Source organism: Tardiphaga sp. OK245 (genome assembly GCF_900108575.1).
Taxonomy (GTDB): Bacteria; Pseudomonadota; Alphaproteobacteria; order Rhizobiales; family Xanthobacteraceae; genus Tardiphaga; species Tardiphaga robiniae.
The window spans coordinates 1,209,149-1,222,643 of the sequence record NZ_FNWZ01000003.1 but is presented as its reverse complement, the minus strand read 5'-3'; the positions used below and the strand labels follow the sequence as shown (position 1 = coordinate 1,222,643).

Sequence of the window (13,495 nt, the reverse complement as noted above, 5' to 3'; positions counted from 1 at the left end):
GATTCAAATCGCATGACCGCGCGTCCCCCGCGTCCTTCCGCACAGGAGGGAATGTTCTGGAAAACCAAGACGTTGGAAGAGATGTCCGGCGCCGAGTGGGAAAGCCTGTGCGACGGCTGCGGACGCTGCTGTCTGGAAAAGCTGGAAGACGAGGATACCGGCAAGATCTATTACACCCATGTGTCCTGCCGATTGCTCGATGCCGGCCTCTGCGCCTGCAAGGATTATCCGAACCGCTCCGACCATGTTCCCGATTGCGTGCGGCTGACCCCCGACAATGTTCGCACTCTGAGCTGGCTGCCGCCGAGCTGCGGCTACAAGCTCGCAGCCGAGGGGCGCGATCTCTACTGGTGGCACCCGCTGATCTCGGGCAGCGCCGACACCGTCCATGAAGCCGGCGTATCGGTTCGCGGGCGGGTCGAGGGCAGCGAGGATACGATCTCCGACGACGAGCTGCAGGATCACATCGTGACCTGGCCAGCGCTGCTGCCGCGCAAGGCGAAGCTGAAGAAGCGGCCGGCCGATAAGGTCTAGAGACATACTGTCTCACTGCGCCGCAGATCACTTCACGTTGTCGCAATCTCCCTATAACGTGTCACAAATAATAACATCTATAGGTAGAAAGCATTTCAGGTAGGGGGACCCGTTATGTCCGAAGTGCCCGTTGCCGCCGCTTCTCCCGTCAAGGTCGTCCCCGGTGAGGTCGCCGAACCGCTTGAGGATACACCGGCGCTGTGTCTCTCAGGCGGTGGATACCGCGCCATGGTGTTTCACATCGGCGTGCTGTGGCGTCTCTATGAGACCGGGCTGCTTGGCGGCGAAGACGGCATCTCCCGCATTTCGAGCGTGTCGGGCGGTTCGATCACGGCGGCGTTTCTCGGCCTCAACTGGAACCGGATCAATTTCACGACGCCAGACGTCAATGGCAGCTTCATTCCCAACTTCGTGACGCCGCTGCGTGAATTCGCCGGTGAGACGATTGATGCGGAGTCCGTCATATGGGGCGTGCTGCTGCCGGGCGCCGTCAGTGATCGCATCGCCAGCGCCTACGATGACGCGCTGTTCAAGGGCAAGACGCTGCAGGATCTGCCGGACGCACCGCGCTTCGTCATCAATGCGACCAATGTGCAATCCGGTGTGCTGTGGCGCTTCACCAAGAAGTACATGTGGGATTATCGCGTCGGCAAGGTCGAGGCGCCGAAGCTGAAGGTGACGCTTGCGCAGGCGGTGGCGGCATCCTCTGCATTTCCGCCGGTGCTTTCACCGTTCGAGTTGCGGCTCAAGGACAGCGACTTCACTCCACACACGGGCGACGACCTGCAGCGGCCGCCATTCACCACCAAGGTCGTGCTCACCGATGGCGGAGTTTACGACAATCTCGGGCTTGAAACTGCGTGGAAGCGGCACAAGACGGTTTTTGTCAGCGACGCCGGTGGCAAGACGCAGACGGAGGAGGAGCCGAAACGCGACTGGGCACAGCATTCCTACCGGGTTCTGAACCTGATCGACAGCCAAGTCCGTGCGCTCCGCGTGCGCCAGGTCATCGACTCCCTGAAGCTGCACGCGACCGAGCCTAACAGCGAGCGGTCGCGCAAGGGGGCCTATTGGGGCATCCGCACCGATATTGCCCACTATCAATTGTCTGACGCGCTGCCGTGTCCGCATGCAAACACAATGCTACTCGCCGAGATCGCGACGCGTCTCAAGCGGCTCGACGATCTCACGCAAGATCGTCTGATCAACTGGGGCTACGCGGTTTGCGACGCGGCACTGCGCAAACAAGTCAATCCGAACCTGAAGAAGCCTGACGGATTTCCGTATCCTAAAGCGAAGGTCTGAAAGCGGTTTGGACGTTGTAATCTGGAGTGGCGCGGGTGGCAAAGAAAACAAGTAAAATCCAACAGCGTCCAGAGCAACCGAGCGGAGCACCGCCAGTTGCACCGCCACCGACGCCTCCGGGAGTGCCGGAGCGCCCCGAGCAATTCGCCATTCCACCGGGTCTGGTCGAAAGCATACTGCTTGGCCCAGCCGATGATCGACGAGTGCTACAGGACTCTCCACTATTGGGAGACGTCTGGGCCGCCTTTGCAGCAGATCCCGGCGTTAGCCAAGATCTGCTGATCACGCCACATCGACAGGCGACCGCTGCAAAGGTGGCAAGCCGTATTTCGAAAGCGCTGCAGAGGATCAAGCCGAACGCCAGAGCAAAGATCGCCTATTTGCAGGGAATTGTGGGCGCAAAATTCTATTTCGATGAGGTACTGCGCGTTCTCGTGCCAGTGACACAATGGTGGTTTCAGCCCCAACTCTGGGAACGGATTGGAGAGGTCGATCCAGGACGGCTGGCGAATCTGCTGACGGAATGCGCGGCCAAGCCAAAGCTCTCTCGGATCCCGGTTCCCGATCCCAATTACACATCGCTCGAACGTTACATTGCGTTGGCGGGACTCATTTACTGGGTCTCAAGTCTATCACGTCCGCATCAGCGCGAAGCGCCGGAGCTGCCGGTCGAAAAATTGCCGATGACCGAAATCGACGATGCTTTCATCAGGTACTCACCTCATATCTCTGAAATCGTGAGCGGCATGTTTGCGCTCTATCGAACGGTTCAGGACGATAGCAAGATCATGGAGGGCAAACTGCCGCCGGATAGCGATGACGATGACGTCGAACTGCCGGGCCTGATCTTTCAGGTGTCGCTGAACCGCATCGCGTCACCTGCGCTCGACCGCTCGCTTCCGGCCGTCAAGGCGGACGCGGTGCATTCGCTGTTCAAGGTCAACTGCAAGAATATGATCTGGGCAGTGCTGGATTCGGGAATCGACAGCACCCACGATGCATTCATGACGGTGAAGGGTAAGCCGAATGAAGGCGCGGCTCCGCAATTTGTGTCGCGAATAGTGAAGACGCTTGACTTCAGCAAAATCCGCGAGATCGTCAGCAATAATGAAAGCGATCTCGATGGCACGGAGCGGGTGGCGTTGGCCCAGGCTGCCGGGCTGACAATCGATGATACCAGAAAATATCTCAGTTTGATCGCGACCGACGCCGACGAAGAGCGGCCAGTCAACTGGGCGATCGTTGAAAAACTGATCACGCTGAAAAATCCAGAGAATTCGAAGCCGAACAGTTCGCATGGCACACACGTGGCCGGTATCATCGGCGCCGATCGGCATGGCAATGGCAGGGATAGTCAGCACGCTGGCGGTATGTGTCCCGACATACGGTTTTATGATTTACGCGTGCTTGGCAAAACGATGCAGGATACCGAATTCGCCATCATCGCGGCGCTGCAATACATCCGCTACGTCAACGAGCGGCACAGCAATATCACCATTCACGGTGCAAATCTGAGTCTGTCGATTCCGCACAATGTGCGCAACTACGCCTGCGGGCGCACACCAGTATGCAATGAATGCGAGCGGCTTGTGGAAAGCGGGGTTGTGGTGGTTGCGGCAGCAGGCAATCACGGTTTCCAAAAATTCGAAACCAAGGACGGTATTTTCGAGAATTACGCGGCCTTTAGTATTACCGATCCAGGTAATGGTGACGGCGTTATCACCGTCGGGTCCACCCACGGCAACTGGCCGCATACTTACGGCGTCAGCTTCTTCTCCAGCCGTGGTCCCACAGGCGATGGTCGTATGAAGCCAGATCTAGTAGCGCCCGGCGAGCGAGTGATGTCCACGATTTTAGAAGGGAAATGGGGACCGAACTCCGGAACCAGCATGGCGACCCCTCACGTCAGCGGCGCGGCGGCGCTGTTGCTCGCACGTTACGACGAGTTGGTTGGGCAGCCGCGCCGCGTAAAGCGTATTCTATGCGAAAGTGCTACTGATCTCGGCCGCGAACGAAGCTTTCAGGGGCATGGCATGCTCGACGTACTACGTGCGTTTCAATCGATCTGACAGGAGCTCAAAAATGTTCTTCAGTCTCGACGTATTGCCTGCGCGCAAGGGTGATTGCCTGATGTTGCATTACGGCACCGAAGACAAGCCGCGGCTGATGTTGATCGATGGCGGACCCGCTGATGTCTACACTCCGCATCTAAAGCCGCGTCTTGAAATGATTCGCACAGCACGGACGCTGGATGACGGAAAGCCACTACCGGTGGAGGTGGTCATGGTAACGCATATCGATGATGATCACATAAATGGCATTCTGGAACTGACCGAGGAGCAGCGCCAAAACGCCCCCGGACTTCGGTTGAAGGTTTCCAGCCTGTGGTTCAACAGCCTCGACGATCTCTTGAGCACTGACGAGGTCGTAGCAGGTCGAAATGCGACATCCTCGGTGCTGGCGGGGATGGACGATGACGCGCTCGGCGACATCGATATCGAGAACGAAGACCAGCATCAGACGGTCGAGGTGCTTTCGAGCATTCCGCAAGGCCGGACCTTGCGCGATGACGCGGAATTTCTGAATTGGAATCCCAATCACAAGTTCGGCGGCAAGCTCATCATGGCAGTCGGGGCTGCGGGGCCGGTCGATCTTGGGCCTCTCCAGGTCACAGTTGTTGGACCGATGCAGCCGGAACTGCTCGCGCTACAGAAAGCGCATGACAAGTGGCTGAAGGACCACGAAGAGGGCAAAGAGACGACACCGGAAGCCATGCTGGCGGCGTTCGTGGACAAGTCAGTGCCGAATCTCTCCAGTATCGTCGTGCTCGTCGAGGCAGAGGGAAAGAAAATGCTGCTCACCGGCGATGCGCGCGGCGATAAGATTCTCAAGGGGTTAGAATTGGTTGGGGTCATCAAGAACGGCGGCGAGCTTCACGTCGATATTCTCAAAGTGCCGCATCACGGCAGTAGCAACAACATGGCGACGACCTTCTTCGCGCGCGTGACCGCCGATCATTATGTTTTCTCCGGGAATGGCGAGCACGGCAACCCGGAGCGGGAGACGCTTGAAATGTTGTTGGAGGCACGAGACGAGGACGAGGATTTCACCATCCACCTGACCTATCCGATCGATGAGATCGATGAGGCACGCAAGGCCGATTGGAAAAAGGAACAAGCCAAGGAGCAGAAACGAAAGGAGAGAGGCAGCGACAAGCCAGTCAGACCGAACTGGTCACCGGCGAAGAATGGCTTGGTGGCGTTCTTCAAGGCGCACCCGAAATTTGAGGGAAAAGTGGTCGTGGTTGAAGATGAAACGCCGCATCTGATCCATTTGGGGGACGAGTTCGAGCTCGAGTGATCTTTGGCCCGTGGGGGCCGAAGTTCGCCGAAACGGATGCGTCCCGGGCATGGTCTGACGGAGCTAGGGACCTTCAGCCCCTCGGTCCGCCCGCCGCGGGACGCTCCCATGCAAGGAAACAACTGTTGCTGCATGGGGCAGGGGAATAGATTTCTTCCAAAGAGAGTCTGCGCGCGGAAGGTCGCGCCGTTCTGGCTCTCCGGTTACCTCCCAAGTCCTTTGAATCCGAAGTTTCATGAACAAGTTCGAGCGACAGAGCCGGTCAGCGGCCGATGATCAGGTATTGCCCGAGGAAATCTCGTCGGATGAGCTCCTGTCGGACGAAGTCGCGCAGGAACTGTCGCGGATCCCCACGGAAGTGATCGAACCCGGCGACGCGCCTGCTGTCGTGAAGGCGCCGCTGACCCCCGCCGAAGTCCGCACCATCCTGATGAGCCTGCTGCTGACCATGTTCCTGGCAGCGCTCGACCAGACCATCGTCGCCACCGCGCTGCCGACCATCGGCCGGCAATTCGCCGATGTGAACAACCTGTCCTGGGTCATCACCGCCTATCTGCTCGCATCGACCGCGGTGGCGCCGGTGTTCGGCACGCTCAGTGATATCTATGGTCGCCGCGCGATGATCATCACCGCGATGTCGCTGTTCATGGTTGGCTCGATCATGTGCGCATTGGCGCCGAACATGATCGTGCTGATCATCGCACGTGCCCTGCAGGGCCTCGGCGGCGGCGGCATCCTGCCCATCGTGCAGGTGGTGATTTCCGACGTGGTGTCGCCGCGTGAGCGCGGCCAGTATCAGGCTTATTTCAGCGGCGTGTGGGTGGCGGCCGGCATCGGCGGCCCGATCATCGGCGGGTTGTTCGCCGAACATCTGCACTGGTCCATGATCTTCTGGATCAACATTCCGCTCGGTGTGGGATCGCTGGCGCTGCTGTTGCCGAAGATGAAGAAGCTTCCTGTGTTTCATCGCCGCCGCAAGGTCGACTGGCTGGGCGGCGTGCTGCTGATGGCGTCCGCCGTCGTCTTCATGCTGGTGCTGACATGGGGCGGCACCAAATTCTCCTGGGCGTCGCCGACCATCGTCGCGATGATCGGCGCTGCAGCGGTGATGGCTTTCGCCTTCATCTGGCATGCGATCCATCACGACGAGCCGTTCCTGCCGCTGCCGCTGATGTCAGGCTCGGTGGTGCCTTTCGCGATGGCCGCCGGCGGCTGCGCGATGGGTGCGATGCTCGGGCTCACCGTACACATGCCGCTCTATTACGAAGTGGTCTACGGCCTGACCGCAGGTCAAGCCGGCGTTGCGCTGATCCCGATCGCGGCGGTGTCAGTCGGCGGCGCTGCCTTTGCCGGCCACATGATGACCAAGGCCAGGCACTACAAGCGCGTCGCCATCGCCGGCACCGCCATGTCGGCGCTGATGGGTCTGGCGCTGGCGCTCGCGACGCCGCTGCCACTCTGGGCGCTGCTCACGATGCTCGGCCTGTTCTCCATCGGGCTCGGCACGGCATTTCCGGTCAGCCTGGTGTCGATCCAGAACGCCGTGCCACGCCCGCAGATCGGGACCGCGACCGGCGCCATGAACTTCTTTCGCGCGCTGATGGCGTCCTTCACCGTCGCCGCCTTCACCACCATTCTCCTGATGGCGCTCGGCACGGACATCTCGATATCGGGCGAACATGCCGCCAGCACGCATCCGATCGCGGCCAGCGATATGGTCAGCGCCTTCCGCTATGTGTTCGAAGCTGCGGCAGCCCTGCTGGCGCTGTCGACACTGTTCCTGCTGCTGATGGAAGAACGCCCGCTGGCAGGGCCGGCAAAGGCGAAGCCGTCGCTGGTTTCGGAGTAGGCGAAGCCGTCATCCGACTTCAGAAATGTTCCGCTGCCACGCGTGTGAAGACGATGTCCTTGACCTGCGGCTCGAGCGGGACTGCCACGCTCGCAATATTCCCGTCTTCGCCGGTGGAAAATGAGAGGGAAAGCCGGCTCGGCATCAGGCCGCCGGGCGACTCGGGTGCCTCTGGCAGCTCGAACGTGTCCGAGTTTCGATGCGCGAGCGGCTCCGACATGCCGCGAAACGCCCAATGCAATTTGCCTTCGGCATGCGTGATCGTCATCCGGCCATAGCCGGGATGCTCGTAGTTACCGGCATAATCCGCGAGGTTACGGTGCGGCTCGGTGGCCGGCGTCGGCGCGGCTTTCCCGGCCCGCAGCCAAGCCTCGTATTGCGTCACGAATTTGCGGCGTTGCTCGCGGAAGCGACCGAAGCAGGGTACCGGCTCCTTGCCGCAGACGCGGTCGAAGACATAATTCGCGAGGATGTGCGGAGCGAGTATCGGAGTCATGCCATTATTGGCGAGCACCGCGACACCGACGCCGCGATCGGGCAACATCATCATCAGCGCGTTCGTGCCGGTGAAGCCGCCTCCGTGCCACACCACGCGTTCTCCGCGATACCAGTGCGAGCGGAAGCCGAAACCAAAATGCACATCGCTGTATTCGGCGAATCCGGTTGCCCCGACATGCACGCGCGGCTTCTGGAGCTCCTGTATCAGGCCGGATGACAGAAGACGTTGTCCTTCAAACGCGCCCTGGCCGAGATGAAAACGAAGCCAGTTCGCGAAGCTTGTAATCGACGTGCTCATGCCGCCCGCAGCCGGCACGCTGATGGGCCAGAGTTTCGTGCGCTGACAAGTGTCTCCCATCATCCCGTAGGGCACGGCCGCGTCGGTAGCTGCGGCAAGCTCCTCCACAGTGAACGTCACCTTCATGTCCAGCTTGTCGGTCAGCGAGCGGGTGAAGTCGGCCCAATTCCGGCCGCTGACGCGCTCGGCCACCACGCTCGCAATGAGGTAGCCGAGGTTCGAATACTGAAAGGCGCTGCGAATGTCGGCGCTCGGTTCGAGATAGGGCAGCGCTGCCAGCATTTGGGCGGGTGAGAGATCGCCGGGCAGCCAGATCCAATCGTGACGTGGCAATCCGGAATGGTGGCATAGCAGATCGCGCACCGTGACGCGGTCGCTCGCAACGGTGTCATAGAGCCGGAATTCCGGGATGTATTCCCGCACCGGCTTCTTCCAATCCATGCGCCGCTCGTCAACCAAGAGGGCCAGGCCCGTAGCGGCGAACGACTTCGAGACCGACATGATTTGAAACTGCGTATCCGTCGTGACGTTCAGGCCGGCTGCGATATCGCGAAGGCCATAGGTCCCAACGAACGCAACCTCCGGGTCTTGCACGATAGCGACGGCGAGGCCCGGGACCTTCCACTCCTTCATGACCTCTACGACAAGATGCTCGAATTCGGGAATGAACGCCGCGACGGATTGGCTGCATGCGACAGGTTCAGATGCCATTGGGACAAGCCTCGACACTTCTGGTTAAGTGCAAGCTGAAATGCAGACGATACCCGGCCCCACGATACTCCCAAGTCCCGTTGCTCCGGGCGAGCGCACACATAGTTACCGCACGATTAATTCATAATTGAGCCTGTTGGTGAACCTTCCTGCAACCTCTGCCGCTTAGGTTGAGTTCAGTTTTCAGGGGACGGCGTGGAAGAAATCCGCAGCCGTATGAGGAGATTTTCGTGTTGCGTTTGATTTCGAAATTTATCGACGATGAGTCCGGTGCAACGGCCATCGAATATGCGCTGATCGCTGCTGGCATCAGCCTCGCGATCATCGTGGCTGTGCAGGGCCTTGGTACCACGCTGAACGGGCGCTACGCCGCCGTGAATACCTCGCTGAAATAGGGCAGCGAAGACCGGCCGGTGCCGGGCGCGCCGCCATTGCAATCGACAAAAGACATGGCTGTCTTGTCGAAACGCAATGTTGTGAATGTCCTATCGATTGCGGTGTTGCACCCTATATGATCGTGCGCGGGCCTCGAGCCTGCGCATTTTCATATGGATGACCATCATGACATTGAATTCGCGTTTGAAGCTTTCGGCATTGGCCGGTTTGGGATTTGCGGCATTCGTCCTCGCGGGAGCAACGCCGGCCTCGGCGGCTGGTGCGCAATTCTGCATCGCCCAGAGTGGCGCCAACGGCGAATCCTCCTATGTCAGCAACTGCATCTTTTCTGACTACCAGCAATGCATCAATGCTGCCGTCGGTACGCGAGGCAACTGCGTGGGCAATGTCGAGTATCGCGGCGGAGCTGCTGCGGAACCGGCGCCACAACGTCGCCGGCGCGCGCGGTGAGTGATCGCCCGCTCGTGAAGGACGCATCGATGACAACAAGGATTCGCAGGCTCCTATGGGCTGTGGCCGCGATTGCAATCGCGTCGGCGTCGTTGCCGGCTGTGGATTCTGCGCAGGCGCGGCCATCGGTCGCGGCCAGCTCCGGTATTCCGCCGTTCTGCGTGTTGACCGGCGGCCCCCGCGGGCCGGGGAGTGTGCCGCAGATCTGCCGGTTCTTCGACTATCAGCAGTGCCTGCAGGCCGCGGCTGCGTTGCGCGGCAATTGCGTGGTCAATATCGACTATCCCGGCAAGATCACCGGTGCGCCGGGAGCGGCGTGGTCGCAGCCGCCGCGATAGCCAGCGCGTTGATCGCTCGGACAAAATTCCGATTTAAGGACTAAATTCAAATTCTAGGATTTTTAGCCTTGACAGCGTTGCGCTGTCGAAGTAGGTTTGCGGCATGCTCCACAATTGGGTTCGCAGGAAACGCCGCTGCTGATTGGCGGCGAATCTGCGCCGCGCTGTTTAGCCCGGTGTGCGGTGAATACCCGGAACATCGATCCAAATCCTGCGTTGCTTTCCATACGGTGCCGCAAGGAATCTCATCGGCATCCAACAGCAAGCCAAACGAGGGTGCCATGATAATCAGGAATTCGGCAACCAAGCAAAAAGAGCAGATCGTCGAATCCGCGACCGAGGCACGCCAGGCCGAACCGGGTCCGTCGATCCTCGCGCTTTTGGCGATCAGCCTCGGCCTCGCTGTGTTGATCCTCGGCGTGGTCTGGTTTGTGTTCTTCAGGACGTGATCGGTTTCGGCGATCGGCCGATCAATTTCAGTCAGTCCGGCATGATCGACTGACAGCAGCAACGAGTTCCCAACATGGTCAGAAAGCCAATAGCCCGCCCGGCGAGAAAGCCGGCGCGGGCTGCTGTCGTTGTGAAGGCCGCGCGGAAACCAAGGGCGGCGAAGAAGAGCTCCAAGAACTCGAAAGTAAAGAATTCACAGAAAACATGGAGCGCCGTTGACCCGGCCACCATGGCAGCAGCCGCTGAAAAAATCCGGGCCAGCGTGGCGGCCCGGAAGAGGACGATTGCGGCAACGACAATCTTCGCCGGACCGGGGAGGCCGAAACCAGCATCCGCTGCTGAAGTTGATATACCTCCAACTCAAATCAAGAAGCGACCGGCCGCAATGAAAGCTGTTACCAAGAAGCGGTCCAGCGCTCCGCGTGCAAGACGGCGAACGGCCGTCGATCGGTTCAATGATTTGCCGCCTGACGCGCCGCTGACCGATCGCGTTACCCAAGCCATCGAACGCGAACTCGATTCGATCCAGAAGATCGTTGGCCGCCGGCGCTTGAATGAAGCGTTGCGCACAGAGGCCGAGCGCCGCGCCCGCACGCTGGCTTCCCTGGCGCGCACATTGACCGAACTGAAGAAAGTGCAGGGCGGCAACGAACAGAGGCCCGCCGAAGATGACGACCGCCCCCGAGACCTCGACGAACTCCGTCGACGCATTGCTGAACGTCTTGCAAGACGGCCTGGCGGGCGACCGCCAATTCCTGTCGACGGGAATGACGCGGGGCGAGAGAGGCTTCCTGAGTGAGTGCTGGAATGTCTTCGCGCATGCGCATCAGGTGCCGCCTGACATCGCGCCGAATGGTGCGCCGTGGCTGACATGGCTCATGATTGGCGGACGAGGCGCAGGCAAGACACGCGCCGGTGCCGAATGGGTGCGTGCGCAGGCGCTCGGTCAGGCGCCACTAGCGCACGAAAAAGCCCGTCGTATTGCGCTTGTTGGCGAAACCGAACACGACGTGCGTGAAGTGATGATCGAGGGAGTGTCCGGGCTGCTCAGTGTGCATCCGGATCACGAGCGCCCGGTCTGGATGCCGTCACGCAAGCGGCTGGAATGGAGCAATGGCGCCGTCGCACAGGTATTCTCCGCGGAAGATCCCGAGAGCCTGCGCGGCCCGCAATTCTCCTGCGCATGGTCCGACGAGATGGCGAAGTGGCGCTATGCCGAAACCACGTTCGACATGCTGCAATTCGGGCTGCGGCTGGGCCACCGGCCGCGGCAGATGATCACCACGACGCCGCGGCCGACGGCGCTGCTGAAACGCCTGATGGGCGATCCGACGACGGTGACGACGCGCGCCGCAACCGTAGTGAATGCGTTCAACCTCGCGCCGACGTTTCTGCAGAGCGTGATGGATCGCTATGCTGGCACTCGGCTCGGCCGACAGGAGCTCGACGGCGAAATCATCGAGGATCGGCCTGACGCGCTGTGGTCGCGGGGGCTGCTCGAACGGTGCCGCGTGCGCGAGGCACCGCCGTTGCAGCGCATCGTCGTGGCGGTTGATCCGCCGGTGTCGTCCGGCAAGCGCGCAGACTGCTGCGGCATCGTTGCCGCGGGGATCGCCGAGGGCGGCATCGTCTATGTGCTGGCCGATGACACCGTATCGTCGGTGACGCCGACGGCCTGGGCCAACAAGGCGATCGCACTGTGGCGCCGGCTGGAGGCCGATGCGCTGGTGGTGGAAGTCAATCAGGGCGGTGAGATGGTGCGCAGCGTGATCAACGAAGTCGATCACACCGTGCCGGTGACGCCGGTGCGCGCCTTGCGCGGCAAATGGCTGCGCGCCGAGCCGGTGGCGACACTGTACGAGCAGGGGCGCGTGAAGCACGCCGGCAGTTTTGCCGCGCTCGAAGACGAGATGTGCGACTTCGCAAGTTCGGGCCTGTCGTCTGGCCATTCGCCGGATCGCCTGGACGCCATGGTCTGGGCGGTTGCCTCGCTGGCGCTGGTGCCGCGCGGGGATGGGCCAAGGATCAGGGTGTTGTGACCTCGTGTCCCGTGCACAGTTGAATTGGATCATATCATGTTCGATCGCTTGAAAGCCTATCTGGCGGCGCCGGAAGTGAAGGCGTCGCGCACCGCGCGCGTGCTCGCATTCGAGAGCGGCGGGCGGGCGCGATGGACGCCGAAGGATTTTGCGGCGCTCGCCCGTGAGGGCTATCTGTCGAATGCCATCGTGCACCGCGCCGTCCGGCTGATCGCCGAGAATGCGGCGGCCTGCAGCTTTCTCGTCTTCGACGGCGCGCAGGAACGCGAGGCGCATCCGCTGGCACAGCTGCTGACGCGGCCGAATCCGCGGCAGGATGGCGGGGTGTTCTTCGAGACGCTCTATGCGCATCTGCTGCTCGCCGGCAATGCCTATGTCGAAGCCGTCACGCTCGACACGCAGGTGCGGCAGCACGAGGTGCGGCAGCACGAGGTCCGCGAACTCTACGCGCTGCGGCCGGATCGCATGAAAGTCGTGCCTGGCAGCGACGGCTGGGCCGAGGCCTATGACTACAGCGTCGGCGGCCGCAGCGTGCGCTTCGATCAGCAGGCGTCCGGCGTGCCGCCGATCCTGCATCTGACCTTCTTTCATCCGCTCGACGATCACTATGGTCTGGCGCCGATCGACGCGGCCGCGACCGCGCTCGACACCCACAACGCCTCGTCGAAATGGAACAAGGCGCTGCTCGACAATGCGGCGCGGCCGTCGGGAGCGCTGGTCTATGCGGGACCGGAGGGATCGGTGCTGTCCGAGCCGCAATTCGATCGCCTCAAGCGCGAACTCGAGGGCAATTATCAGGGCGCCGCCAATGCCGGGCGGCCGCTGCTGCTGGAAGGCGGGCTCGACTGGAAGGCGATGTCGCTGACGCCGAAGGACATGGATTTCCTCGAGGCCAAGCACACTGCCGCGCGCGAGATCGCGCTCGCCTTCGGCGTGCCGCCGATGCTGCTGGGGATCCCCGGCGACAACACATTCGCGAATTTCCAGGAAGCCAACCGCGTGTTCTTCCGCCAGACCGTGCTGCCGCTGGCGGCGCGCACCGGCAACGCGCTGGCGCAATGGCTCGCGCCCGCGTTCGGCGACGGCATCCGCATCGACATCGACACCGACCGCGTGGATGCGCTCGCCGCCGATCGTACCGCGCTGTGGGAGCGCGTCAGCAGCGCGGACTTCCTGACGCTGAACGAGAAACGCGAAGCGGTGGGCTATGCGCCGGTGGAGGGCGGGGATCGGTTGGGCTAGCGGCGGACAGAACGCACTGCGGACG

The 13,495-nt window shown here is 61.2% G+C and carries 13 protein-coding genes; 11 read left to right on the top strand and 2 right to left on the bottom strand.

Annotated features, from left to right (window positions below):
- Positions 1–12: 12 nt before the first annotated feature.
- From BLW80_RS18350 to BLW80_RS18330, 5 genes are all read left to right on the top strand, one after another.
- Positions 13–534 carry a YcgN family cysteine cluster protein gene (locus BLW80_RS18350; protein WP_093759019.1) on the top strand — a complete coding sequence of 174 codons (522 nt, stop codon included), beginning with the start codon at positions 13–15 and terminating at the stop codon, positions 532–534.
- Positions 535–648: 114 nt separating this feature from the next.
- On the top strand, positions 649–1,839 hold the full coding sequence (locus tag BLW80_RS18345) for a patatin-like phospholipase family protein (RefSeq protein WP_093759018.1): 1,191 nt from the start codon (positions 649–651) through the stop codon (positions 1,837–1,839).
- 35 nt (positions 1,840–1,874) lie between these two features.
- A complete protein-coding gene (locus tag BLW80_RS18340; RefSeq protein ID WP_244528297.1) occupies positions 1,875–3,908 on the top strand; it encodes a S8 family peptidase in 2,034 nt (677 codons plus the stop codon).
- 13 nt (positions 3,909–3,921) lie between these two features.
- On the top strand, positions 3,922–5,199 hold the full coding sequence (locus BLW80_RS18335; RefSeq protein ID WP_093759016.1) for a ComEC/Rec2 family competence protein: 1,278 nt from the start codon (positions 3,922–3,924) through the stop codon (positions 5,197–5,199).
- A gap of 235 nt (positions 5,200–5,434) precedes the next feature.
- Positions 5,435–7,048, top strand: coding sequence for an MDR family MFS transporter (locus BLW80_RS18330; protein WP_093759015.1), 1,614 nt, complete (start codon positions 5,435–5,437; stop codon positions 7,046–7,048).
- A gap of 19 nt (positions 7,049–7,067) precedes the next feature.
- Here BLW80_RS18330 and BLW80_RS18325 read toward each other — a convergent pair whose 3' ends face one another.
- Positions 7,068–8,555 carry a serine hydrolase gene (locus tag BLW80_RS18325; protein ID WP_093759014.1) on the bottom strand — a complete coding sequence of 496 codons (1,488 nt, stop codon included), beginning with the start codon at positions 8,553–8,555 and terminating at the stop codon, positions 7,068–7,070.
- Positions 8,556–8,785: 230 nt separating this feature from the next.
- On the opposite strand from BLW80_RS18325, the gene BLW80_RS18320 reads away from it, so the two are divergent.
- The 3 genes from BLW80_RS18320 (at position 8,786) to BLW80_RS18310 (ending at position 9,739) form a co-directional block, all read left to right on the top strand.
- Positions 8,786–8,950, top strand: a complete 165-nt coding sequence (locus BLW80_RS18320; protein WP_093759013.1) for a Flp family type IVb pilin — start codon at positions 8,786–8,788, stop codon at positions 8,948–8,950.
- 166 nt (positions 8,951–9,116) lie between these two features.
- On the top strand, positions 9,117–9,401 hold the full coding sequence (locus BLW80_RS18315; protein WP_170849708.1) for a DUF3551 domain-containing protein: 285 nt from the start codon (positions 9,117–9,119) through the stop codon (positions 9,399–9,401).
- A gap of 29 nt (positions 9,402–9,430) precedes the next feature.
- Complete coding sequence (locus BLW80_RS18310) at positions 9,431–9,739, top strand: hypothetical protein (protein WP_139285854.1); 309 nt, start codon at positions 9,431–9,433, stop codon at positions 9,737–9,739.
- Between the two features lie 46 nt (positions 9,740–9,785).
- Here BLW80_RS18310 and BLW80_RS30430 read toward each other — a convergent pair whose 3' ends face one another.
- The gene (locus tag BLW80_RS30430) at positions 9,786–10,250 is read right to left on the bottom strand and encodes a hypothetical protein (RefSeq protein ID WP_170849707.1); all 465 of its coding nucleotides are present in this window, start codon (positions 10,248–10,250) and stop codon (positions 9,786–9,788) included.
- Positions 10,251–10,262: 12 nt separating this feature from the next.
- Between BLW80_RS30430 and BLW80_RS29935 the strand changes: the two genes are divergently transcribed.
- From BLW80_RS29935 to BLW80_RS18285, 3 genes are read left to right on the top strand one after another with little or no spacing between them, the layout of a single operon-like run.
- Positions 10,263–10,988, top strand: a complete 726-nt coding sequence (locus tag BLW80_RS29935) for a hypothetical protein (RefSeq protein ID WP_139285853.1) — start codon at positions 10,263–10,265, stop codon at positions 10,986–10,988.
- Entirely contained in the window at positions 10,957–12,228 is a 1,272-nt protein-coding gene (locus BLW80_RS18290) for a DNA-packaging protein (RefSeq protein ID WP_093759152.1), read from the top strand. Before BLW80_RS29935 ends, BLW80_RS18290 begins: the two co-directional genes overlap by 32 nt.
- Positions 12,229–12,264: 36 nt before the next feature.
- Entirely contained in the window at positions 12,265–13,470 is a 1,206-nt protein-coding gene (locus BLW80_RS18285) for a phage portal protein (protein ID WP_093759008.1), read from the top strand.
- Positions 13,471–13,495 lie beyond the last annotated feature (25 nt).

Excerpts from the sequence above, each read along its gene's own strand:
- BLW80_RS18285 (WP_093759008.1), top strand. The coding sequence starts at position 12,265 with ATGTTCGATCGCTTGAAAGCCTATCTGGCGGCGCCGGAAGTGAAGGCG.
- BLW80_RS18310 (WP_139285854.1), top strand. The coding sequence starts at position 9,431 with ATGACAACAAGGATTCGCAGGCTCCTATGGGCTGTGGCCGCGATTGCA.
- BLW80_RS29935 (WP_139285853.1), top strand. The coding sequence starts at position 10,263 with ATGGTCAGAAAGCCAATAGCCCGCCCGGCGAGAAAGCCGGCGCGGGCT.
- BLW80_RS18315 (WP_170849708.1), top strand. The coding sequence starts at position 9,117 with ATGACATTGAATTCGCGTTTGAAGCTTTCGGCATTGGCCGGTTTGGGA.
- BLW80_RS18330 (WP_093759015.1), top strand. The coding sequence starts at position 5,435 with ATGAACAAGTTCGAGCGACAGAGCCGGTCAGCGGCCGATGATCAGGTA.
- BLW80_RS18335 (WP_093759016.1), top strand. The coding sequence starts at position 3,922 with ATGTTCTTCAGTCTCGACGTATTGCCTGCGCGCAAGGGTGATTGCCTG.
- BLW80_RS18345 (WP_093759018.1), top strand. The coding sequence starts at position 649 with ATGTCCGAAGTGCCCGTTGCCGCCGCTTCTCCCGTCAAGGTCGTCCCC.
- BLW80_RS18290 (WP_093759152.1), top strand. The coding sequence starts at position 10,957 with ATGACGCGGGGCGAGAGAGGCTTCCTGAGTGAGTGCTGGAATGTCTTC.
- BLW80_RS18350 (WP_093759019.1), top strand. The coding sequence starts at position 13 with ATGACCGCGCGTCCCCCGCGTCCTTCCGCACAGGAGGGAATGTTCTGG.
- BLW80_RS18325 (WP_093759014.1), bottom strand. The coding sequence starts at position 8,555 with ATGGCATCTGAACCTGTCGCATGCAGCCAATCCGTCGCGGCGTTCATT.